General features: G+C 65.0%; 22 protein-coding genes. 11 read left to right on the top strand and 11 right to left on the bottom strand.

The features are described from left to right. The 4 genes from Q0O40_RS09090 to ettA all read right to left on the bottom strand — a co-directional run. Window positions 1–529, bottom strand: a 529-nt coding sequence (locus Q0O40_RS09090; protein ID WP_295528865.1) for a hypothetical protein, incomplete at its 3' end; no start/stop codon positions are given. A 203-nt stretch (window positions 530–732) separates the two neighbouring features. Continuing rightward, window positions 733–1,059 (bottom strand): BrnA antitoxin family protein, encoded by a 327-nt coding sequence (locus Q0O40_RS09085; RefSeq protein WP_295528863.1) that lies wholly within the window; start codon window positions 1,057–1,059, stop codon window positions 733–735. Beyond that, window positions 1,019–1,258: a BrnT family toxin gene (locus Q0O40_RS09080; protein WP_295528861.1), complete on the bottom strand. Its 240-nt coding sequence runs from the start codon at window positions 1,256–1,258 to the stop codon at window positions 1,019–1,021. Before Q0O40_RS09080 ends, Q0O40_RS09085 begins: the two co-directional genes overlap by 41 nt. A gap of 60 nt (window positions 1,259–1,318) precedes the next feature. Further along, a complete protein-coding gene (ettA, locus tag Q0O40_RS09075; RefSeq protein WP_295528859.1) occupies window positions 1,319–2,992 on the bottom strand; it encodes an energy-dependent translational throttle protein EttA in 1,674 nt (557 codons plus the stop codon). Between the two features lie 131 nt (window positions 2,993–3,123). Between ettA and Q0O40_RS09070 the strand changes: the two genes are divergently transcribed. Then, entirely contained in the window at window positions 3,124–4,452 is a 1,329-nt protein-coding gene (locus Q0O40_RS09070; protein WP_295528869.1) for a M28 family peptidase, read from the top strand. 44 nt (window positions 4,453–4,496) lie between these two features. On the opposite strand, the gene Q0O40_RS09065 is transcribed toward Q0O40_RS09070, so the two are convergent. The 3 genes from Q0O40_RS09065 to Q0O40_RS09055 all read right to left on the bottom strand — a co-directional run bounded on the left by Q0O40_RS09065 (window position 4,497) and on the right by Q0O40_RS09055 (window position 7,955). Then, window positions 4,497–5,747 carry an acetyl-CoA C-acetyltransferase gene (locus Q0O40_RS09065; RefSeq protein ID WP_295528857.1) on the bottom strand — a complete coding sequence of 417 codons (1,251 nt, stop codon included), beginning with the start codon at window positions 5,745–5,747 and terminating at the stop codon, window positions 4,497–4,499. Between the two features lie 89 nt (window positions 5,748–5,836). Then, window positions 5,837–7,564 carry an amidohydrolase gene (locus Q0O40_RS09060; protein ID WP_295528855.1) on the bottom strand — a complete coding sequence of 576 codons (1,728 nt, stop codon included), beginning with the start codon at window positions 7,562–7,564 and terminating at the stop codon, window positions 5,837–5,839. 127 nt (window positions 7,565–7,691) lie between these two features. Continuing rightward, window positions 7,692–7,955 (bottom strand): hypothetical protein, encoded by a 264-nt coding sequence (locus tag Q0O40_RS09055; protein WP_295528853.1) that lies wholly within the window; start codon window positions 7,953–7,955, stop codon window positions 7,692–7,694. A gap of 120 nt (window positions 7,956–8,075) precedes the next feature. On the opposite strand from Q0O40_RS09055, the gene Q0O40_RS09050 reads away from it, so the two are divergent. The 3 genes from Q0O40_RS09050 (at window position 8,076) to trxB (ending at window position 11,187) form a co-directional block, all read left to right on the top strand. Next, window positions 8,076–9,287 carry a M20 family metallopeptidase gene (locus tag Q0O40_RS09050; RefSeq protein WP_295528851.1) on the top strand — a complete coding sequence of 404 codons (1,212 nt, stop codon included), beginning with the start codon at window positions 8,076–8,078 and terminating at the stop codon, window positions 9,285–9,287. A gap of 51 nt (window positions 9,288–9,338) precedes the next feature. Beyond that, window positions 9,339–10,121 carry a tyrosine-protein phosphatase gene (locus Q0O40_RS09045; protein WP_295528849.1) on the top strand — a complete coding sequence of 261 codons (783 nt, stop codon included), beginning with the start codon at window positions 9,339–9,341 and terminating at the stop codon, window positions 10,119–10,121. Window positions 10,122–10,212: 91 nt separating this feature from the next. Then, the gene (trxB, locus tag Q0O40_RS09040) at window positions 10,213–11,187 is read left to right on the top strand and encodes a thioredoxin-disulfide reductase (protein WP_295528846.1); all 975 of its coding nucleotides are present in this window, start codon (window positions 10,213–10,215) and stop codon (window positions 11,185–11,187) included. A 4-nt stretch (window positions 11,188–11,191) separates the two neighbouring features. Here trxB and Q0O40_RS09035 read toward each other — a convergent pair whose 3' ends face one another. From Q0O40_RS09035 to Q0O40_RS09020, 4 genes are read right to left on the bottom strand one after another with little or no spacing between them, the layout of a single operon-like run. Beyond that, on the bottom strand, window positions 11,192–11,974 hold the full coding sequence (locus Q0O40_RS09035) for a hydrolase 1, exosortase A system-associated (protein ID WP_295528845.1): 783 nt from the start codon (window positions 11,972–11,974) through the stop codon (window positions 11,192–11,194). Continuing rightward, complete coding sequence (locus Q0O40_RS09030) at window positions 11,971–12,642, bottom strand: hypothetical protein (protein ID WP_295528843.1); 672 nt, start codon at window positions 12,640–12,642, stop codon at window positions 11,971–11,973. The genes Q0O40_RS09035 and Q0O40_RS09030 overlap by 4 nt, the downstream gene beginning before the upstream one ends. After that, window positions 12,639–12,881 (bottom strand): acyl carrier protein, encoded by a 243-nt coding sequence (locus Q0O40_RS09025; RefSeq protein ID WP_295528867.1) that lies wholly within the window; start codon window positions 12,879–12,881, stop codon window positions 12,639–12,641. The genes Q0O40_RS09030 and Q0O40_RS09025 overlap by 4 nt, the downstream gene beginning before the upstream one ends. Window positions 12,882–12,910: 29 nt before the next feature. Further along, window positions 12,911–13,948 (bottom strand): GNAT family N-acetyltransferase, encoded by a 1,038-nt coding sequence (locus Q0O40_RS09020; RefSeq protein WP_295528841.1) that lies wholly within the window; start codon window positions 13,946–13,948, stop codon window positions 12,911–12,913. 39 nt (window positions 13,949–13,987) lie between these two features. On the opposite strand from Q0O40_RS09020, the gene Q0O40_RS09015 reads away from it, so the two are divergent. The 7 genes from Q0O40_RS09015 to Q0O40_RS08990 all read left to right on the top strand — a co-directional run. Then, a complete protein-coding gene (locus Q0O40_RS09015) occupies window positions 13,988–15,532 on the top strand; it encodes an acyl-CoA ligase (AMP-forming), exosortase A system-associated (protein WP_295528839.1) in 1,545 nt (514 codons plus the stop codon). Next, the gene (locus Q0O40_RS09010) at window positions 15,529–16,779 is read left to right on the top strand and encodes a pyridoxal-dependent decarboxylase, exosortase A system-associated (protein ID WP_295528837.1); all 1,251 of its coding nucleotides are present in this window, start codon (window positions 15,529–15,531) and stop codon (window positions 16,777–16,779) included. The genes Q0O40_RS09015 and Q0O40_RS09010 overlap by 4 nt, the downstream gene beginning before the upstream one ends. Window positions 16,780–16,964: 185 nt before the next feature. Further along, a complete protein-coding gene (locus Q0O40_RS09005; protein ID WP_295528835.1) occupies window positions 16,965–17,612 on the top strand; it encodes an XrtA/PEP-CTERM system exopolysaccharide export protein in 648 nt (215 codons plus the stop codon). A 40-nt stretch (window positions 17,613–17,652) separates the two neighbouring features. Then, complete coding sequence (locus Q0O40_RS09000; RefSeq protein ID WP_367183735.1) at window positions 17,653–18,672, top strand: Wzz/FepE/Etk N-terminal domain-containing protein; 1,020 nt, start codon at window positions 17,653–17,655, stop codon at window positions 18,670–18,672. A gap of 6 nt (window positions 18,673–18,678) precedes the next feature. After that, a complete protein-coding gene (locus Q0O40_RS15885) occupies window positions 18,679–19,173 on the top strand; it encodes a GNVR domain-containing protein (protein WP_367183734.1) in 495 nt (164 codons plus the stop codon). A 16-nt stretch (window positions 19,174–19,189) separates the two neighbouring features. Further along, entirely contained in the window at window positions 19,190–20,212 is a 1,023-nt protein-coding gene (locus tag Q0O40_RS08995; protein ID WP_295528833.1) for a capsular biosynthesis protein, read from the top strand. Further along, window positions 20,209–21,747: preprotein translocase subunit YajC (locus tag Q0O40_RS08990; protein WP_295528831.1), on the top strand; the 1,539-nt coding region annotated here is incomplete at its 3' end. The genes Q0O40_RS08995 and Q0O40_RS08990, both read left to right, overlap by 4 nt.

Here is a 21,747-nt window from a genome sequence, read left to right as displayed (position 1 = left end):
AGCGGTTCTGGTCGTTCTGGCTCCACCGCGTGCCGCGATCATCGCGGCGATCATTGTTGATGGCGCGATCCTGCTGAACCTGCGGCTGATAGGCGGGATTGCGATTGGCACCGGCATAAGACGGATTGCGCGATTGCCAGTTTTGGTTGACGCCGCGATCCTGATCCTGACGGCCCCATTGCCCCCGGTCAGCGGTGCGGACGGGCGCACCGGTTTGCGCCGGAATTTGTGCCTGCGCCTGCGCCTGAACCCGCTCGCTCTGCCAGTTGCGGCCCCGGTCAGCGTTGCCCCACCCTTGTGCGCGCTGTTGGAAATCGCCGCGCGGCTGCTGCGGAGCAACCTGGCGCTGGGCCTCGGCGGGGCGCGGGGCGTCCATGCGCGGCATCCGTTGCTCCATGCGCTGCTCCCGGTCCATCCGCCCGCCGCCGCCGCGAAATTCGCGCTCGGGCCGTTCCTGCGCGCTGGCAATATCGGGCGCCGTTGTGATCGCCAAAACGGCGGCGAGCACCTGGGCAACGCTGCGGCTCATCAATGACCTAGCAAACATGGCTCTGTCTCCTGTCGTGCAGCGCCCATTCGACTCGCGGCGCTTTGTGTTAACAGGATTGGACCTATTGGTCTGTCACTGCGCTGAACCGCGACATGGCTCTTCGTTCATGCTGGCGAGATTTTACATGAACTAGTGTGCCGCTGGTCGGGCGGCTCTTTGCTGGACCAGCCCAGTTTCCGCGATTATGAAATGCCCACGGCCTTGCGCAAAGCTGCATTGATCCGCGATTGCCAGCCCGGGCCGCTTGCGCGCAAGTTCTCCAGCAGGTCGGCGTCGAGCCGGAGGGTCACTTGCTTTTTGGGTGTATCGCCGAGGGGAGGGCGGCCCGGCATGGGGATGATGAAGGGCGCAACGCGCTTCATGCCGTCTTTGGTGAGTACGCCGGTGGCGGGCCGAACGACTTGGCCATTGACGCTGTGCTGCGCCATATCGAACATTTCGTCGGTCCACTCAGGCGCATCGTCGGGATCAACCCATTCGCGCCCTGTATCGTCGCTGCTCACGTTCATTTGCCTTTCGCATCGAAATAACCCGTATGCCATGCTCGACTGGTGTCCAGACGACGACAATCAGCCTTTCACGCAACCGTCCGAACGTCACCAACCGGTCTTCCGGGTAATCAAAGCTCCTATCTTCAACTGTATCGACCGCGTTACCGATCACCAATGGTGCGTCACAAAGATCCAGTCCGCGCTCGGCCAGCGTCACGGCGCGCTTCTCCGGATCGAACTCGACCCTAGTTCTTTTATGTAACTACATAATGGAACGTCAACGCGTCAGCTTCTTGTAGGCCAGCCTCGTCGGCCGGTCCGCCGCATCGCCCAGTCGCCGCCGCTTGTCTTCCTCATAGGCTTCGAAGTTGCCTTCGAACCATTCGACGTGGCTGTTGCCTTCGAACGCGAGGATGTGGGTTGCGAGGCGATCCAGGAAGAACCGGTCGTGGCTGATGACCACGGCGCAGCCGGCGAAGTTTTCGATCGCGTCTTCCAAGGCGCGCAACGTTTCGACGTCGAGATCGTTGGTCGGCTCGTCGAGCAGCAGCACGTTGCCGCCTAGCTTGAGCATCTTGGCCATGTGCACGCGGTTGCGCTCACCGCCCGAGAGTTTGCCGACGTTCTTCTGCTGGTCCTGCCCCTTGAAGTTGAACGCGCCGACATAGGCCCGGGTGGACATGTCCTGCTTGTTGACCTTCATGTAATCGAGCCCGTCGGAGATTTCCTCCCACACGTTCTTGGTCGGATCGAGCTGGTCGCGGCTCTGGTCCACATAGCCCAGATGCACCGTGGTGCCGATGTCGATCGTGCCCTCGTCAGGCTGATCCTGACCGGTGATCAGCTTGAAAAGCGTGGATTTGCCCGCGCCGTTCGGCCCGATCACGCCGACGATGCCGCCCGGCGGCAGCAGGAACGAGAGGTTCTCGAACAGGAGCTTGTCGCCGTAAGCCTTCGTCAGGTTCTTCGCCTCGATCACTTTGCTGCCCAACCGTTCGGGCACCTGGATGACGATCTGCGCTTTGTTGATCGGGCGGTTCTCGGTCGATTCCACCAGCTGGTCGAACGCCTTGATGCGCGCCTTGGACTTGGTCTGGCGGCCCTTCGGCCCTTGCCGGATCCATTCCAGCTCTTGGCTGATGGCTTTCTGACGGCCCTCGTCCTCGCGGCTTTCCTGCTCCAGCCGTTTGGCCTTCTTTTCGAGGTAAGTCGAATAGTTGCCCTCATAGGGGAAGTACTTTCCGCGATCGAGCTCGAGAATCCAGCCCACTACATTGTCGAGGAAGTAGCGGTCGTGGGTGATCATCAGCACCGATCCGGCATATTCCTTGAGATGGTTTTCCAGCCAGTTGACGCTTTCGGCGTCGAGGTGGTTGGTCGGCTCGTCGAGCAGCAGGATCGAAGGCTTCTGGATCAGCAGCCGGGTGAGCGCGACACGGCGCTTTTCGCCGCCCGAGAGGCTGTCCACCGGCCAATCGCCCGGCGGGCATCGCAGCGCTTCCATCGCGATTTCGAGCTGATTGTCGAGCGTCCAGCCATCGACCGCGTCGATCTTGTCCTGAAGATCTGCCATCTCGGCGCCGAGCGCGTCGAAATCGGCATCGTCCTCGCCCATCTCTATGCCAATCTGGTTGAAGCGCTCGACCATGTCGGCCACCGCGCGCGCGCCGTCCTTGACGTTTTCGAGAACGGTCTTGGTGGTATCGAGCTGGGGCTCCTGCTCCAAATAGCCCACCGTAATGTTTTCACCCGGCCAAGCCTCGCCAGTGAAATCGGTGTCGATCCCGGCCATGATCTTGATCAGCGTGGATTTGCCCGCGCCGTTGGGGCCGACAATGCCGATCTTAGAACCCTGATAAAATTGCAGGCTGATATCTTTCAGCACGGGCTTGGGAGCACCGGGGAAGGTCTTCGTCATGTTCTTCATGACGTAGGCATATTGGGCGGCCATGGGTGGTCCTTTGGGGAAGCTGGCGTATGGTGTTGCTGGTCAAGCCCTCTACAAGCGGGGGCGGTTGGCTGCAAGCAGGGCGCGTGCGGCGCAGCCATGACGCCGGTTTTTCAAGGGGGCAGGGGTTAATGATGAAGCGTTTTGTTCAGGTTCTGGCGATGACCGCGCTGGTGTTGCCGTTCGCTGCGACGGCAGCCGAAGACACAGCCTATGCCTTTGTGGCCGAGCTTACCAGCGAGGTGGGCCCGCGTCTTGCCGGTTCCGAGGCTGAGGCGCGCGCGCGGGTCTGGGCAGCGCAGAAGCTCAAAGCCATGGGCTTTCAGAATGTGGCGACCGAGCCCTTCACCATGCGCGGCTATGTGCGCGGAACCGACAAAGCGCGGCTGACCGCGCCTGTGGTGCAGCATCTGGCGGTCACCGCGCTGGACCATAGTGGCAGCACCCCGGAGCAGGGGATCGAGGGCGAGGTGGTTTATTTCGCCACGCTGGATGCGCTGAAAGCCGCGCCCGAAGGATCGCTTGCGGGCAAGATCGCCTTCGTCGATCATGCCATTCGGCCTGCGCAAGACGGGCTGGGCTATGGTCCTTATGGTCAGGTGCGCCGCGCCGGGCCCGCGATTGCTTCGCGCAAAGGGGCGCTGGGCATCGTGATCCGTTCGGTCGGCACCGACAGCCACCGGAACCCGCATACCGGCGTCACCAGTTTTCCGGCTGGCACCGCGCCCATTCCCGCAGGCGCAGTGTCCAATCCCGACGCCGATCTCATCGCGCGGCTGGTCGCCAAGGGCAAGACCTTGCGGCTGGCGCTGACGCTCACCGGCAAATCGGCCGACAATCTGCCCTCGGGCAATGTTGTCGGCGAATTGCCGGGGCGCGATCCCGCGCTGCCCAAGATCCTGCTGGCTTGCCATCTCGATAGCTGGGATCTGGGCACCGGCGCGATCGACGACGGCGCGGGCTGCGCGATCATCACCGCCGCTGCACTCAAGGCGCAAAGCGGCGGCAAGCCGCTGCGCACGATCCGCGTGCTGCTCGCCGGGGCCGAGGAAATCGGTGGCGGGGGCGATGAGGCCTACGTCAAAATGCACGGGAACGAGCCGCATGCGCTGGCGATGGAGAGCGATTTCGGCGCTGACCGGGTTTGGCGCGTGCTGACCAAGCTCGCGCCCGCCAATGCCGCGTTGGGCGAACGGGTGGTTGCGGCGCTCGGCCCCATGGGCATCCCGCTGGGCAAGGCCGATCCCGAAGGCGGCGCGGATATCGAGGCGATCATCGCCAAGCAGAAACTGGCGATGATCAGCCTGAGCCAGGACGGCACGCACTATTTCGATCTGCACCACACGCCCGACGACACGCTCGACAAGATCGATCCTGCGATGCTCACGCAGAATGTGGATGTTTACGCCGCTGTGCTGGGCGTGGTCGCCAACGAAGCTGGAGTGATCGTGCCGCTGGAGTGAGAGACGTCCCCCGCGCCCCGGCCTGCGCCGGGGCGCGGCTGTGCTTATAGCCGCTCGATGATGATTGCCGGGGCCATGCCGCCCGCCGCGCACATCGTGACGAGGCCATAGCGCCCGCCCGAACGCTCAAGCTCATCGAGCGCGGTGCCGATCAGGATCGACCCGGTCGCGCCGATCGGGTGGCCCAGCGCCATCGCGCCGCCGTTGATGTTCACCTTGGCGCGGTCGAGATCGAGATCGCGGATGAACTTTTCGGCGACCACGGCAAACGCCTCGTTGATCTCCCACACGTCGATGTCGTCCTTGGTCAGGCCCGCCTTGGCCAGCACCTTCTTGGCGGCGGGCACCGGCGCATTGAGCATCAGCGTGGGATCATCGCCCTGGTTGGCATAAGCGACGATGCGCGCGCGCGGCTTCATCCCATGCTTGTCGGCATATTCCTTCGAAGTGATCAGCAGCGCTGCTGCGCCATCGACCACGCCCGAGGAATTGCCCGCATGGTGCACCGGCTTGATCTCGACATCGGGATAGCGGCGGTTGATCTGCTTGCGGAAGGTCATCCCGCCGCCAAGGTCGAAGTCCATCATTCCGGCAAAGGCGGGCTTCAGGCTGGCGAGCCCTTCGGCGGTGGTTTCGGGGCGGGGGAACTCCTCGCGGTCGAGCGCCACGGAGCCGTCCTCGTTGAGCACCGGCACCACCGACTTTGCAAAGCGGCCTTCCTTGATCGCCACATCGGCGCGCTGCTGGCTGACCAGCGCCAGCGCATCGAGCGCCTCGCGGTCGATGCCCTCGATCGTGGCGATGGCATCGCCGCAGATGCCCTGATGCGATTGCGGGTGCAGCTCGTCGAGCGCCGCGTTGCCCGAACCCATCAGCCGCGGCGGAAACCCGGCATTGGCTTCGGCAGCAGCATGGGCCGCCGTAAAGCTCATCATTTCGGTGCCGCCGGCGATCACGCAATCTTCCATGCCCGACATGACCGAGGCCGCCGCAAGGTTCACCGAAGTGATCCCGCCGCCGCAGAACCGGTCGAGCGTCGTGCCGCTGGCCGAGATATCATAGCCCGCCGCCAGCGCCGACATGCGGCCCAGATCGCCGCCCTGCTTGCCCACTTGCGAAGATGTCGACCAGATGATGTCGTCGACCGTCTTGGTATCGAGATGGTTCCGCTCCTTGAGCGCGCCGAGCACGGTGGCGGCCAGATGCTGCGGATGCAGGTGCGAAAGCGCGCCCTTGCCGGGCTTGCCCACGCCGCGCGGCGTACGGACGGCGTCGATGATATAAGCGTCGGTCATGTATCGTCTCCCAAACAATTAACCGATCGATTAAGCCGTTCTGCCCTTGCGTGCAAGGGGGATCGGTTTTGGCACCGTACCCTGCCCCCTCATTTGCGCACAAACACCACCTTGCCGCCAAACAGCGTCATCATGCAGCGCATGTCCTTCAGCGCGGCCGTCGGCACGGCGTAGGGATTGCGGTCCCACACCGCGATATCGGCAAGCTTGCCCACTTCGAGCGAGCCGGTTTCTTTCTCCAGAAACAGTTGCCGCGCCGCCCAGAGCGTGTGGCTGCGCAGCGCGGTGTGCACGTCCACCGCTTCTGCCGTGCCGAAGGGGGCCTTGCCAAAGCGGTCGCCGTCCGGCTCGCGCGCAACGGAGGACCAAAGGCCGTAGCGCGGCGCGTAAGGCGTTACCGGATAGTCCGAACCGTCGCTGTAGATGATCCCGCGTTTGGCATACGTGGCATAGGGCATCATCCGCGCGCTGCGCTTCGGCCCCCATCCCGCCGCCAGCGCGTCGCCCAGAAACCACAGGAACTCCGCCTGCGCTTCGGGATAGCCAGAATCGTAGGTCTTCTGCAGCGCGACCATCACATCGATGGCATGGTTGGTCGGCAGATTGGCGTGGATCAGGCTATGTCGCAGGCCCAGTTTGGGCGTTTTCTTCAGCGCCTCGGCATAGGCATCGACCGCGATGTCGATCGCCTTGTCGCCGATGGCATGGGTGCCAATCGGCACTCCTGCGGCGGTATAGAGCATGACCATTTGCCGGAATATGTCGGCCGCCATCATCGGGAAGCCAGTGCCCGGGTTGGCATGCGAAGCATCGGCTTCAAACGGTTCGTACATCCACGCTGTGCGCCCTGCGCCCGATCCGTCGAAAAATATCTTTACCCCGCAGACATCGAGGTTCGCACCCTTCATCGCGGCGACCTCGCGCTTGCGCTGGCGATAGTCGTCGAGCGCGGCCTGCGCCGCCGTCATGTCGGTGCGGGCATGGGTCAAGGTGCAGACATGCATGGTCAGCGGCGCGGCTTTGGCGGCATTGGCATAGACGTCCCAGGCCCAGCGGTCGGTGCGCGGGTCTTTGATCCCGGTCAGCCCCTCGGCGAGCGCGCCTTCGATGAAATGGGTGAGGCCCTTGACCCGCGTTGCCGCATCGACCGGTGGCACCAGCTTGTCCAGCACATCCTGCGCGCTGTCGTAAATCACGCCGTTGAGCGCGCCGCTGCCATCTTTGTCAAAGCGCCCGCCTGCCGGATCGGGCGTGGTTGCGGTGATCCCGGCCAGCTTCAGCACCGCGCTGTTGACCAGGGTATAGTGCCCCGTGGTATTGCCCAGCGCGACCGGATGCCCGCCAGAGGCCTCATCCAGTTCGGTCAGGCTCGGCGGGCGGTGCTCGGCGATGCGGCTCTCGTTCCAGCCAGAGCCGGTCAGCCAAGCCCCCGCCGGAAGCTCCGCCGCGCGGGCGCGCACCCGCGCCAGAAAATCGGCGACGCTCGAAGCCTCGCCCAATTGCAGGTTCGCCACTTCGTCGATCCCGCCTTCCAGCGCATGGGCATGCGCGTCGATCATTCCCGGCGTGGCGGTCTTGCCGGCCAGGTCGATCACTTTGGTCTTGCGCCCGATATAAGCGGCAATCGCCTTGTCGCTGCCCAGCGCGACAATCCGCCCGCCCCGGAGCGCCATGGCCTGAACCACACGGTCCTTGGCATCGACCGTCAGGATCGTGCCATGATGCAGCACGGTATCGGCAGGGACAGGCGCACGCGCATGGGCGGCGGAGGCGCTGGCCAGCAAGGCAGCGCCGCAAAGCATGGCAAGTCTGGACATTGTTGGCCCCCTATCAACCAAATGAGTCACTGCAGCACGCAGCAAAGTGCCACTTTACGAACACCACCGCATCCGCCAAGTGCTTTTGGGCGACGAGGTGGCCGTTAAATGTGAGCAGATGGTGCGGCTAGCGCGGCAGAAAACCTAAATCGAACACCTTAGGCCGGAGTTTTTCGCTTAGTGCGTTATACGCGGCCTTGAACGGGTCGAAATCGGTCAGTTCGGTATCGCCGTAAGCTTCGAGCGCGCGGCGCACCTTATACCAGCCTGCGTCGGCGCGGCCCAGTTTGTATTCCTGCCTGATCTTGTTCGGGAAGCTCGTCTTTTCGCCGCCGAGGGCCGCACAGGGGGGGCTTGGAGTTTGTGCTCTGGACTGTGTCAAATATGTCAACTTGGCCCAAATCGCGGCGGCGAATCGGGGCTGCCGAATTGCCCGAACGGCAACCCTCGACAATGCTCCCCCGGCAATCCTATGCTGCGCGCCTGACCGAACGTGAAGGAGCGCCCGCGCATGCTGCATGATGATCTGCTGAGGCAGGCGGAGGCGCTGGCCGAACCGATCACCGCGCTGCGCCGCGCGATCCATGCCGAGCCGGAGCTGGGGCTGCATACCCCGCTGACCTCGGCCAAAGTCCGCGCGGCATGCGCGCACCTGCCGCTCACTTGGCGCGAGGGGCCTTCGACCACCGGGCTGGTCGCCACGCTGATGGGGGAAGCGCGAGCCAAAGACGGCGAGGCGCGCCGCGTGCTGCTGCGCGGCGATATGGATGCGCTTGAAATGCCCGAGGAGACCGGCCTGGCGTTCGCCTCGACTTTTGCCGGGCGGATGCACGCCTGCGGGCATGATGCGCATACGGCGATGCTGGCGGGTGCGGCCGAGCTGCTCTGCGCCCGGCGCGCAGACATCGCGGGCGAAGTGCAGTTCATGTTTCAGCCCGGCGAGGAGGGGCATCACGGCGCGCGGTTCATGATCGACGACGGGCTGCTCGAACCCCGCGCCGACGCGGCCTTTGCGCTCCATATCATGCCCAACAGCCCGCATGGGATCGTGGCGGGCAAAGCCGGACCGCTGCTCGCCTCGGCCGACCGGTTCGAGATCACGGTCTCGGGCGACGGCGGCCATGCCTCGATGCCGCACGATACGCTGGATCCGGTGCCGGTGGCCTGCGCCATCGTCAGCGCGATCCAGACGATGGTGACGCGGCGCTTTTCGGTGGCCGATCCGGTTGTGGCAACGGTTTCCAAGATCACCGCGGGCACCGCCTATAATGTGATCCCCGATACGGCGCACCTGCTGGGCACGCTGCGCACGCTTTCGGCCGCGAACCGCGAGCGGCTGCGCGAGGAATTGGCCCAGCTGGCCGAACATATCGCAGCGGCGCACAGGCTGACGGCCGAGACCGTGATCGTGCCCGGTTTTCCGGTGACGGTGTGCGATGCCCGTGCGGTCGATCTGGGCGAGGCGGTGACCGCGCAGCTGGCGGGCGAGGGGCGTTTCCAGCGCCTCTCCCACCCGATCATGGGCGCGGAGGATTTCGCCTATGTGCTGAATGAAGTGCCCGGCGCGATGTTCTTCCTCGGGGTTGCGCAGGAAGGGGCGGATTGGAAAAGCTGCTGCAGCATCCACTCGACGCGGATGATGGTTGACGAGAGCGTCATGCCGCTGGGCGCGGCCTTGCTGGCGGGCTGCGCCGAGCGGTTTCTGGCGCGGGGATTTGGCTGAACTGTCATCCAAAGGTGGCAAACAGCTGCGAATCTTGACAGGGGCGATGTAATGGAAAACCGGGTTCTGAGCCTCGATGGCATTCACAATTTTCGCGACTACGGCGGCTATCCGGCGCGCGGCGGGCGCTTGCGCGGCGGCACTCTCTGGCGCTCGGGCCAGCATAGCGGGGCGAGCGCGCAGGATCTGGAAGCGGTCAACCGGTTGGGCATCGCCACGGTGATCGATCTGCGCGGGGATAGCGAGCGCGCCGCGTTTCCTTGCCTTCGCCACGATGAATTTGCCGGCGAGGTGCTGTTTCATCCGGGCGAGACGGCGGGCAGCCATGGCCGCGCCGCGCACGAGGAATTCGCGACCGGGATCAAGACGACCGAGGACGCGCGCACCGCGATGCTGCGGCTTTACGATACCTTGCCGTTCCGCCCGGTGCTGGCCCGCACCTTCGGGATTTACCTGCAGGCGCTGGCGCAGCGCGATGCGCCGAGCCTGCTGCATTGCCTCGCGGGCAAGGACCGCACCGGCCTTGCCGCCGCGCTGGCCCATGCGCTGCTGGGGGTGCACCATGACGACATGATGGCCGACTATCTGCTGACCAACACGGCGGGCAATTCGGAGGCGCGCATTGCAGCAGGCGCGGCGAGCGTACGTTCGGGCTTTGGCAAGGCAATGGATGATGGCGCGCTGCGCATGATCATGTCGGTGCAACCTGAATTTCTGGATCGCAGCTTTGCCGCGATCCGCGCGGCGCACGGCACGGTCGAAGCCTATGCCGCAGCGGTGCTGGATGCGGACGCGGACGCCGTTCGGAAAATGGCGGAAAACCTCATTCACTAGCGGCGTGCCAAAATCCGGGAATATCCTTGGCGTCCGGACTCGCATTCCGCCCAAGGCCGCCCTATTTTGCGGCAGCCAACCGGAGATTTCGATGCCCACGACCCACACCACCCGCATGCTCATTATCGGCTCCGGCCCGGCAGGGCTGTCCGCCGCGATCTATGGTGCGCGCGCGGGGATGGCGCCGATCGTGGTGCAGGGGCTGCAGCCCGGCGGCCAGCTGACGATCACCACCGACGTTGAAAACTATCCAGGTTTCCGCGATGTGGTGCAGGGCCCGTGGCTGATGCAGGAGATGCAGGCGCAGGCCGAGCATGTCGGCACGCGGATGCTGTGGGACACGATCCTGTCGGTAGACCTCGCCAGCACCCCTTTTCGCGCGGTGGGCGACAGCGGCGATATCTATGAAGGCGATGTGGTCGTGATCGCGACCGGCGCGCAGGCCAAGTGGCTGGGAGTGCCGGGCGAGGCCGAGCTTGGCGGCAAAGGCGTTTCAGCCTGCGCGACATGCGACGGGTTTTTCTATCGCGGCAAAAAGGTGGTGGTGATCGGCGGCGGCAATACTGCGGTCGAAGAAGCGCTCTACCTGACCAATCATTCGAAGGACGTGACCCTGATCCACCGCCGCGATACATTGCGCGCGGAGAAGATCCTGCGCGACCGGCTGCTGGCGCATCCGCATATCAAAGTGCTGTGGAACAAAGCGGTTTCGCGCTTCAGCGGCGATCCGGCGAGCGGCGGGCTGAAAGCGGTGGAGATGATCGACACTGTGACCGGCGCGGCGTCCAGCATCGAGACCGACGGCGCGTTCGTCGCCATTGGCCATGCGCCTGCGACCGAGCTGTTCAAGGGGCAGCTGGAGCTGGACGAAAACGGCTACCTGATCGTTGAACCGGGCACGCCCAAGACCGCCATTCCCGGCGTCTTTGCCTGCGGCGATGTGATGGACCATGTCTACCGCCAGGCGGTGACGGCGGCGGGCACCGGATGCATGGCCGCGCTCGATGCCGAGCGGTTTTTAGCGTCGCGCGCCTTTGCCGAAGCGCAGCGCGAGGCGGCGGAATAGCGTTTTAGCGCGCGGCTTCGATCAGCCATTCGGTCAGCCAGTTCTGCGCGGCTTCCCCCGAAAAGCTGTGTGACGCGCCGCCAAGGCGCTGGATGCGCGGATCGCTTTTGGGCCAGCTGGCCTCGAAGAGCTGCGCGGTGCGATCAGCGCTCGCCAGCAGGATCGCGACCGGCCCGCCGAACCCGGCGAGCCCCGCTGCCATATCTCGCGCCAGCGCCGAGCCGGTGGGCGCAGCGGCCGAGGCTTTCAGACCTTGCAGCAACATGCCCAGATTGACCTTGCCGCCGAGCAGCCGGAGCAGTTCGCGCGGGTTCCTGAGCTTGGCGAGATAGCGCGCCCGCAGCGCTGCGGGCGCGTGGACCGGCGCGGCGGTCTCGTCGTCGATTGTCCAAGGGTTGGCCAGCACCATGCCAGCGAAGCCGAGCTTGGTCCCGTGGAGCATCAGCGCGCTGGCGGCGTCGTAATTGCCGAAGGCGATGATCCGGCGCAATTCAGGCGCAGCGGCGCGAAAGGCGGCGAGGGCGGCGGCGATATCGCCCTGGGTATGGCGAAAACCGCTGTTGGTGCCTTCGCTATCGCCGATGCCGCGCCGGTCGTAGCGCAGCACGGTGATGCCCGAGGCGGCGAGCCGCGCCGCAAGCCGCCCTTGCCCGCCCCACGCGCCGCAGCGGATCTCGTTGCCGCCCGAAACGAGCAGGATGCCGACTTCGCCGCCGCTTTCCGGTCGGTCGAGCGAGCCGACAAGCTGCGCGCCCTCACAGGCAAAGGTGATATGCGCGCGGCTCATCCGGCGATTTCGCGTGCGATGATCTGCGCCAGCGCCTCTGCCTGCTGCGGATTGTCATCAGGTTCGCTGCGCAGCCATAGCGCGCCGCCTTCCAACTCGCCTTGGCGGATTTCGCGCAGGCCAGTGGCCGGAGGCACGGCCTCTTCCAGTTCGGCGATCAACGCTGCGCCGAAGCCATATCCGGCCAGTTCGAGGCCGTGCTTGCGGCCTTGTTCGATGAGGCCCGCGCTGTCTTCGGCAATGCCCTGTTCGCGCGCGGCGACAATGCGGGCGCGCAGCATCTGGCGCAGCAGGCTCGCGCCCTTGGCCGGCTCATAGAGCCAGCCGGGCAGCGCGGCCGGGAGAATCAGCGCGCCGCCGCGCACCGCGAGGGCATGCGTAACGTCAAAATGCTGCGCAGCATGCGCCATCGCGGCGCGCCAGCGGGTGAGGCTTTGCGCTGCAAAGGGCTCAAGGCTCTCGTTGCAGCCCGGCAGATCGGGCAACATGCTGTCGATACCCGCAGCATCGAGCCGCCGCATGGTTTCGACCAGCAAGCGGCGGGTACGGTTCATTTCCTCGAACAGCGGCGGCACGATCAGCAACCGGTGCGCGCGCGCGCGGTCGAACACGAGTGCGGCTTCGCTAGAAGGCCCGCCGCCCGCCGCCCAAGGCCACCGCGCGATCACGCAGCGGCGCGCTTGGCCTGCGTGAAGGCGAGCAAGCTGCCAAAGGTTTCAAGCAGGTCGCCATCGACTTCATCGTCGTCGATCATGAAGCCAAAGCGGTCTTCGAGTTCGGTGAACAGCCCGGCGACGGCCATCGAATCGAGCTCGGGCAGCGCGCCGAACAGCCCGCTATTGGGCCCCAGCGCCGCCGCGCGGGCGGCATCGAGCCCCAGGACATCGCGCAGCACGGCGCGCAGCATCGGATCGGTATCATCGGCAGTGTGTTGGGTCACGCGGCAGGCCTTTGTTTGAGGTTCGGGGTGCGTTCGGCGCGCATGATCTGGCGCGCGGCAAGCTTGGCAAGGCCTTTCCACGAGCGGATCGCGGATGGCCGGTAATACTCTAGCCGGTAGCGTGGGCGCACGCTCTCCATCCAGTCGCGCTTGTAGGGATCATCGCCGGTGCCGAAATCGACCAGTGCCACGCGGTCTTGATCGATCACGTGCGCAAACATCATGGCGCTGAGCAAGGTGCCGGGCGAATGCTGGCGCGCGGCTTCATCATGCGCCAACTTGTGGATATATGCGGTGCCGCCTTCCACTGTCCAGAACTGCGCGGCAACAGCGCGGCCGTCGATCTCGGCCACGCCCAGCCGCAAAGTGCTGGCCTCTGCCTCGGCTTCGGCAAAGCGGCGCAGAAACGCGGGGTTGCCCTCGCTCGGTTTCCAGCTGAGCGCGTAGATCGCCTCGTAGGCGGCCCAATCGGCGGGATCGAACGCGGTTTCGAGGCGCAGCCTGACCACGCCCTTCTTGCCCTTGCGGCGCACCGTTTCGCGCAATTGCCCTGGGCGCGCGGCCCAATATTCGGCAAAGCTGCGGCTGCCGACTTCGAGCACATGATTGGTGTCGCAGGGCACGATTTCCCCGATCCAGCCTGCCTCGCGCAGCGCGGCGCGCATCAGCATGGCTTCGGCTTCGGGCATCGGCGCGAGTTCTAGCGCGCCTGCAGGAGCGAGGCTCTGCACCAGCGGAGTAAGCAATTCGGGCATCCGCGCCGCATCGTTGCACAGCGGCCGCACGAAAAAGCTGTACCAGTTGGCGAGCGGCGCGAGGCCTGCGGCATGTTGGCGCAGGGGCAGGACGGCCACGGTATCGCCATCGCGCGCCACGGCAAGGATGCAGCGATCGGGGGCAAGGCATTCCTGCGCCAGCAGCGACAGCCACGCCAGCCGATCGAACGGCGCGCTGGTTGCCGAGCGGCCGAGCAGCGCGGCCAGCACCGGATCGGCTAGCGCTTCGTTAATTTCGGCGTGGTAAACAGCCGCCAAGTGACACTTCCTTTGCCCTTACATCGTCCGAGGCCCCGCTTGCGCGTTCTTCCCGATCCGACTGTCCATCCGCTTGATCACCTTGCGCTGCGCGGGGCTGCTGCCGCGCCTGCGCTCGTGCTCAAGCAGGGCACGCTTAGCTATGAAGCGTTAAATCACCGTGTAGGGCAGATCGCCGCATGGCTAAGCGGCATGGCAGGCGAGGCGGGCACGCGGGTGGCGACATGGCTGCCCAAAGGCGAGCTGACCTGCCTGCTGCCGCTGGCTGCGGTGCGCGCGGGCCTCGTGCATGTGCCGATCAATCCCCTGCTCCGGCGCGCGCAAGTGGCGCATATTCTCGCCGATAGCGGCGCGGCGCTGCTGATCGCGAACACCGCGCGGCTGGAAACGCTGGCACCGGGCGACGCGGCGCAGGCGCGGGTGATCGACGAAAGCGCGGCCTTGCAAGCCTGCGACGGCTACCTGCCGCTGAAGGCTTCGAATGCCGCCGCCGATGCGCTGGCGGCGATCCTTTACACCAGCGGATCGACCGGTCGGCCCAAGGGGGTGATGCTGACGGTTGCCAATTTGTGGCTGGGCGCGGCGAGCGTGGCGCATTACCTGAAGCTTAGTCCCGAGGACCGGGTGCTGGCGGTGCTGCCGTTGGCGTTCGATTATGGGCAAAACCAGCTGCTTTCGACATGGCATGCCGGCGGCGCGGTGGTGCCGCTCGATTACATGACGCCGCGCGATGTGATGAAGGCGGTGGAGCGCCATGCCATCACGACCATCGCGGCGGTGCCGCCGCTATGGCTGCAACTGACCGCGCTCGATTGGCCTGCACGAGTGGCAGCCAACCTGCGGCGGCTTACCAACAGCGGCGGCGCGCTGACCGAGCGGCTGGTGCGCACGCTACGCGGCGCGTTTCCGGCGGCTGAGCTCTATCCGATGTACGGCCTTACCGAGGCATTCCGCTCGACTTACCTCGATCCGGCGCTGGTGGACGCGCATCCCACTTCGATGGGGCGGGCCATTCCGTTCGCTGAAATCGTGGTGGTAAACGATGAGGGCGATCTGGCCGCGCCCGATGAAGAGGGCGAACTGGTGCATGCCGGGCCGCTGGTCGCGCAAGGCTACTGGCGCGATCCAGAACGCACCGCCGAGCGGTTTCGCCCTGCGCCCGCGTTTTGCGAGTACGGCGGTATGGCGGTGTGGTCGGGCGACCGGGTGCGACGCGATGTGGCGGGGCTGCTCCATTTTGTCGGGCGGCGCGACGCGATGATCAAGACTTTGGGCAACCGGGTAAGCCCGCAAGAGGTTGAGGACGCGGCGGTCGCGACCGGACTCGTGGCTGAAGCGGTCGCGCTTGGTCTGCCCGATGCAGCGCTGGGGCAGGCGATCCACCTGGTGGTGCGCGGCGGCGAGGGCGAAGCTGAAGAAGCAAGCGAAAATCTGCGCCGGGCGCTGCTGCGCGATGTGCCCGGTTTCATGGTGCCCAAAGCCATCCATTGGCGCGAGGTGCTGCCGCTCAGCCCCAATGGCAAGCTTGATCGCAATCTGATTTACCAGGAATTATCAAGCGCCGTGGCATCGGCTGCGGCATGAAAGCGCTAGGCCCGATTCCTGCAGGATTTGCCGCGATAGATGGCGAACTGGCGATTGCCGGGCACAAGGCCAGTGCGCTGGTCGCGTCGGCAGGTGCGACGCCGCTGTTCGTGTATGATGCCGATCTGGTGAGCGCCCGCATCGCCGCCTTGCGCGTTGCCATGCCGGCGCGGCTTGGCCTGCATTATGCGCTGAAGGCCAATCCGTTTGCGCCGCTGCTGCGCCATATTGCCGCGCTGGTCGATGGATTCGATATTGCCTCGGGCGGGGAGCAGGTGCTGGCGCTGGCCGCAGGGGTCGAGCCAGCGCGGATAAGCTTTACCGGGCCCGGCAAGCGCGATGCGGAAATCACTGCTGCCATCCGCGCCGGGGTGACGCTCAATCTGGAATCGGCGCGCGAGGCGGAGCACGCCTTGGCCATCGCCGATAGCCTGGGCACGGCGCCTCGCCTTGCAATCCGGGTCAATCCCGATTTCGATATCAAGGGTTCGGGCATGAAAATGGGCGGCGGGGCCAAGCCGTTTGGTATCGATGCCGAGCATGTGCCCGCGCTGATCAAGCGGCTGGTCAGCGCCGGATGCGATTGGCAGGGGCTGCACATTTACGCTGGCAGCCAGGCGCTGGACAGCGCCGCGATCAGTGAAGTGCAGGCGCAGACTTTGCTGCTCGCCGCGCGGCTGGCGGAGAGCGCGGACATGGCTTTGCCGCGCTGCAATCTGGGCGGCGGCTTTGGCATTCCTTATTTCCCCGGCGACACGCCCATCGAACTTCATCTGATCGGGGAGGCGCTGGAGCAGCGCTTTGCCGAACTTCCCGTCGTGCTCGCGCAAACCCGGTTCTGCATCGAGCTTGGCCGCTATCTGGTCGGCGAGGCGGGGGTTTATCTCGCCCGGATTGTCGAGCGCAAGGAAAGCCACGGCGAGGTCTTTCTCGTCACCGATGGGGGGCTGCACCATCAGCTGGCGGCCAGCGGCAATTTCGGCACCGTGGTTCGGCGCAACTATCCCAGCGCCATCGCCACCCGTTATGGCGCGCCGCCTGCGGAAGAGGCGAGCATCGTCGGGTGCTTGTGCACCCCGCTCGATCGGCTGGCCGACAAGGGCGGCTTCCCCCGCGCTGAAGAAGGCGATCTGGTCGCGGTGTTTTGCGCAGGCGCTTATGGAGCCAGCGCCAGCCCTGCGCAGTTTCTGGGACACGGACCAGCTGCAGAAATACTGGTCTGCGCCGGGGTTAGGGCGGGCGGTTAATCTTTGGCGCGAACGCCGTGTCAATGCGGGACTGCGCCGAGTTTCCGTCGGCCCGGGCTGGGCCAGCGTATCAATCCTAACCGTATCTTTACCCTTTTTGGTGATAGCCGGGAGACAGGATCGACATGCTCCGGCTTCGGCCGGGAATGTCGGGAAATTGAAGCTCGCGCGCCAAAGGACAGTTCATGGCCAAAAACCCACGTCTCGTTCGGCTGATCGCTGCTACGACTGCCATGAGTGTGGTGCTTTCGGGCTGCGCGGGCGGCGGCGGCGGCTCGCAATTGCCGCCCGCTTCGTTCGTGGCTTTGCAGGAAGGGCCGGGCGAGCAATATGTGATCGGCCCGCTCGACGAGCTGACCATCTTTGTATGGCGCAATCCCGAGCTTGGCGCATCGGTGCAAGTGCGGCCCGACGGGCGCATCACCACCCCGCTGATTACCGACATGCCGGCTGTGGGCAAGACGCCATCGATGCTGGCCGAAGACCTCAAGCTCCAGCTTTCGCAATATATCCAGGAGCCGATCGTCTCGGTGATCGTCAACAAGTTTGCCGGCACCTTCAGCCAGCAGGTGCGCATTGTCGGCGCGACCGAAAAGCCAGCTTCGATCCCGTTCCGGGCGAACATGACCTTGCTCGACGCGATGATTGCGGTGGGCGGGCTGTCGGAATTTGCGGCGGGCAACCGCGCGCGGCTGGTCCGCTTCGACAAGACCACCGGCAAGCAGAAGGAATACGCGGTGCGCATCGCCGATCTGCTGCGCAAGGGCGATACCCGCGCCAACGTGCTGCTGACGCCCGGCGACGTGATCATCATTCCGGAGAGCAGCTTCTGATGGTTCGCACGGCAATCTTGACGAAAGCGGGCACGCGCCGATGACCAGCATTTTCGAAGAAGTGCGCACAGCGCTCAATGGCATCTGGAACCGTCGCTGGCTCGCGCTGGGTGTGGCCTGGGTGGTTTGCCTGATGGGCTGGCTGGTCGTGGCCGGCATCCCCAACACGTACGAATCAAAAGCGCGCATTTTCGTTCAGATCAACGACGTGCTGACCGACCAGATCGGTATCGGCAGCGACCGCAAGCGCGACATCGAACGCGTGCGCCAGACGCTGACCAGCGCGGTCAACCTTGAGAAGGTGGTGCGCGCGACACGGCTGGGCAACAAGATCACTTCCGACAAGCAGATGGACGGCGCGGTTGCTGGCCTTGGCAAAGCGATCAAAGTCGTCAGCCAGCAGGACAATCTGTTCGAAATCAGCGCAAGTTCGGGCAACGGCTCGTTCTCCGATGTCGAGAATGCCAAGCTGGCGCGCGATGTTGTGCAGAAGATGATCGACATCTTCCGCGAGGAGAACCTCTCCGGAAGTCGCAGCGAGATGAGCGATACGCTGACCTTCATGGATCAGCAGCTGGCCGATCGGAAAAGGGATCTGGAAGCCGCCGAGCAGAAGCGCCAGGAGTTCGAGGTCAAGAACGCCGCAACTCTGCCCGGCACCGGTTCGCTAACGGGCAAGATCGAAGGCGCACGGTCCGAACTGCGCGGGATCGAATCTGATCTGCTGGCCGCGCAAAGCGCGCTCGCCTCGATCAACGGCCAGCTGGCCGGTACGCCGCCCACGCTCTCGCTGCCCGGTGCCCAAGGCGGTGCCAAGGGCGCGCTGGCACAGGCGCAGGCCGAGCTTGCCGGGATGCGCGCGCGCGGCCTGACCGACAGCCATCCCGATGTCATCGCCCAGAAAGCGCAAGTCCAATCGCTGATGCGCGCGGCCGCAGGCGACAACGGCTATTCCGGCGGCATGCCGAACCCGGCGTACTCCTCGTTGCAATCGATCAAGGCCGATCGCGAGGCAAGCCTGATTTCGCTGCGATCGCGCAAGGACTCGATCAGCCAGTAGCTTGCGGTGTTTACCGGGCAGCTGTTCGGCGAGCCAGCGCTTGCCGCCGAGGCGGCGCGCATCAATCGCGATTATGACGTGCTGAAGGAGCAATACGACAAGCTGCTGCGCGACCGGGAGCAGCTGCGGCTGCGCGGGCAGGTGGAAAGTCAGCGCGATTCGGTGAAATTCGAGGTGATCGATCCGCCGACGACGCCGCGCAGCCCTTCGGCGCCCGATCGCCCCATGCTGTTGATGATGGTGTTGGTGGCGGGCCTTGGTGCCGGCTGCGGCCTGGCCTTTGCCGTGGCCCAGTTGCGCTCGACTTTCTCCACGACCGGCCAGCTTGAACGCTCGACCGGCATGCAGGTGATCGGCTCGATCTCGATGACCATGACCCGCACCGCGCGGGCGCGGTACTGGCGGCAGATGCGCTGGTTTGCAGGCGCTTCGGGCAGCCTGGTGGTCGTGTTGTTCGTGCTGCTCATGGTTGAACAATTGAAGCGCGGCATGGTCGCTTGAGGATGCTGGATTAACGATGACCGACCAGAGCAAGATCCCGCTTCCGCCGCGCGACAAGGCCTCGCAGCCTTCGCTGATCGAACGTGCCGCCGGTACGTTTGACTTCCGCACGTTTCAAGCGCCGACAGGATTGCCCGCCGCGCCAGCGCCAGCCTTGCCGCCCAAGACAGTTCCGGCGCAGGCAGAAACAGTCGCAGTTACGGCCCCAAAGGTTGCGCCCGAGCGCGCGCGCGCCGCGCCACCGGCCTCGCCTGCAAGCCCCGCTTCGGCCTTGGACGGCGCGCCGCCGGTCCAGCAATTTCGCGGGAAATACTACCCGATTGATCGAAGGCATCTGCGCGAGCAATGCCTGATCGAGCCCGATGGCCCGGTCAACGGACTGCTCGAAGAATTCCGCATCGTCAAACGCCAGCTTTTGCTCACCGCGGCAGAATCGCGCGCCGGGCGCTGCGCGCCGCATGGCGAACGCATTATGGTGTGTTCGGCGCATCCGGGCGATGGCAAAACCTTTTGCGCGGTCAATCTCGCGCTGTCCATCGCGGCGGAGCGGGACAATGAAGTTCTCCTCGTCGATGCCGATTTTGCCAAGCCGAGTGTCCTTTCCGCGCTTGGGCTTCCCGGAGGCCCCGGCCTGATGGACGCGCTGGTCGATCCGGGACTGATGATCGAGGACTACATCTACGGCACCGACATTCCCGGGCTGTTCGTGCTTCCGGCCGGCAATTCGACCGGCGCGGATACCGAATACGTCGCTTCGTCGCGGACCACCCATGTGCTTGGCCGCCTGACCCAGCATTCGCCCAACCGGATCGTGATCTTCGACAGTCCGCCGGTGCTCGCCGCTTCGCCCGCTTCGGAACTGGCGTCGCATGTGGGGCAGGCGCTGATGGTGGTGCGGGCGGACACGACCGGCGAAGCCGCGCTGCGCGACGCGGTCAACATTCTTTCGGGCTGTGAGGACATCAAGCTGTTGCTCAACTGCACGCGCTTTTCGCCCACCGGGCGGCGCTTCGGCTCTTATTATGGGTATAAGCAATGAACCAGCTTCCCGCTTCGATCGGTTTTTCAGGTTCGGCCCGGCGCTTGCTGATGGCGGCAAGCCTTGCCACCGTGCTCGGCGCGGCGCCCGCTGCGGCGCAGTCGATGGGCTTTGGCGATCCCGGCGATGCCGACACGGCCGCGTCGGGCAACGATCAGGCAGACGCGCAGCGCGGCAAGCGCGGCACCAAGCGCACGACCGTGCGTCCCCATATCGAGCTCAGCCAAGGTGTGTTCGCCCGGCTTGAGCCGACGTCCGATGTCGTGACCTATACGTCAGTCGCGGCCGGGGTCGATGTCGCGCTGGCCGGACGGCGGACCGAGGGTGCGGTTTCGGTGCGGTATGAGCGCCGCTTTGTCGAAAAGGGCACGCTGGGCAGCAACGATACCTTTTCCGGCCTTGCGCGGGTGCGCCACGATCTGATCCCGCAGGCATTGACCATCGAAGCCGGCGGCCTTGCCGCGCGCACTCGCTTCGAATCCAGCGGTGCCTCGCGGCTCAATGCGCTGCCCGGCGGTGATCAGATCAGCCAGGTCTATTCGGTCTATGCCGGACCCGCCTTCAATACCCGGGCGGGCGATATCGCGGTGAGCGGATCGTATCAGTTCGGCTATACCAAAGTGAACACACCGGGCCTGGCAGCGGTGGCTCCGGTTGCTCAACCGCAGGTCGACATCTTCAACAAATCCACCGCACATTCCGCGCAGGCTTCGGCTGGTTTCCGTCCGGGCACAGTGCTGCCGGTCGGGCTGACCGCAAGCGCTGGCTTCAACCAGGAAGACATCTCCAATCTCGATCAGCGCGTGCGCGATGTGCGGGCCGGCTTGCAGGCCACAGTGCCGGTTACGCGCAGCCTCGCGGTGATCGGTGATGTGGGCTGGCAAGAGGTCAAGGTATCCTCGCGCGATGCGGTGCGCGGGCCGGGCGGCGAACCGCTGGTCGGCAGTGATGGCCGCTTTGTGATCGACACATCGAGGCCGCGCACGCTGGCCTATGAGACCAGAGGGCTGACCTGGGATGTCGGCGTGATGTGGCGGCCCAGCCGCCGCACCTCGCTCTCCGCCTTCGTCGGTCGCCGTTACGACAGCTGGACCTACAATGGCTCGTTTTCCTATGTTCCGAACGAGCGAAGCGCATTCAATCTCACAGTTTATGACGGAATTTCGGGATTTGGCTCAAGGGTCGGCGCGGCGGTGCGCGATCTGCCGACCGACTTTGAATCGTCGCGCAATCCCTTCAGCGGGGATATCTCGGGCTGCGCGCAAGGATCGCAAAGCGGCGGCTGCGTGAACGGCGCGCTGAGCTCGCTTTCATCGGCGGTGTTCCGCGGGCGCGGTGCCGCAGCAAATTATGGTCTCAGGATCAATCAGTTCCGGGTCGCACTGGGCGCTGGCTATGATCGGCGCACCTTCATCGGTGCGCGCGGCACGGTGCTCGAGGCCGCCAATGGCCGGGTTGACGAAAACTTCTATGTCAATGCGGGGCTGTCCGGCCCGATCGACCGGCTCTCCAGCTTCAGCGTCGGCATCTACGAT

This window comes from Novosphingobium sp. Chol11 (genome assembly GCF_945870625.1).
Lineage (GTDB): Bacteria > Pseudomonadota > Alphaproteobacteria > Sphingomonadales > Sphingomonadaceae > Novosphingobium.
This window is presented reverse-complemented; position numbering and strand designations above follow the sequence as displayed.

Coding starts and splice junctions, on each gene's coding strand:
- Q0O40_RS09085 (WP_295528863.1), bottom strand. CDS start 1,059: ATGAACGTGAGCAGCGACGATACAGGGCGCGAATGGGTTGATCCCGAC.
- ettA (WP_295528859.1), bottom strand. CDS start 2,992: ATGGCCGCCCAATATGCCTACGTCATGAAGAACATGACGAAGACCTTC.
- Q0O40_RS09070 (WP_295528869.1), top strand. CDS start 3,124: ATGAAGCGTTTTGTTCAGGTTCTGGCGATGACCGCGCTGGTGTTGCCG.
- Q0O40_RS09065 (WP_295528857.1), bottom strand. CDS start 5,747: ATGACCGACGCTTATATCATCGACGCCGTCCGTACGCCGCGCGGCGTG.
- Q0O40_RS09060 (WP_295528855.1), bottom strand. CDS start 7,564: ATGTCCAGACTTGCCATGCTTTGCGGCGCTGCCTTGCTGGCCAGCGCC.
- Q0O40_RS09050 (WP_295528851.1), top strand. CDS start 8,076: ATGCTGCATGATGATCTGCTGAGGCAGGCGGAGGCGCTGGCCGAACCG.
- Q0O40_RS09045 (WP_295528849.1), top strand. CDS start 9,339: ATGGAAAACCGGGTTCTGAGCCTCGATGGCATTCACAATTTTCGCGAC.
- trxB (WP_295528846.1), top strand. CDS start 10,213: ATGCCCACGACCCACACCACCCGCATGCTCATTATCGGCTCCGGCCCG.
- Q0O40_RS09035 (WP_295528845.1), bottom strand. CDS start 11,974: ATGAGCCGCGCGCATATCACCTTTGCCTGTGAGGGCGCGCAGCTTGTC.
- Q0O40_RS09025 (WP_295528867.1), bottom strand. CDS start 12,881: ATGCTGCGCGCCGTGCTGCGCGATGTCCTGGGGCTCGATGCCGCCCGC.
- Q0O40_RS09010 (WP_295528837.1), top strand. CDS start 15,529: ATGAAAGCGCTAGGCCCGATTCCTGCAGGATTTGCCGCGATAGATGGC.
- Q0O40_RS09005 (WP_295528835.1), top strand. CDS start 16,965: ATGGCCAAAAACCCACGTCTCGTTCGGCTGATCGCTGCTACGACTGCC.
- Q0O40_RS09000 (WP_367183735.1), top strand. CDS start 17,653: ATGACCAGCATTTTCGAAGAAGTGCGCACAGCGCTCAATGGCATCTGG.
- Q0O40_RS08995 (WP_295528833.1), top strand. CDS start 19,190: ATGACCGACCAGAGCAAGATCCCGCTTCCGCCGCGCGACAAGGCCTCG.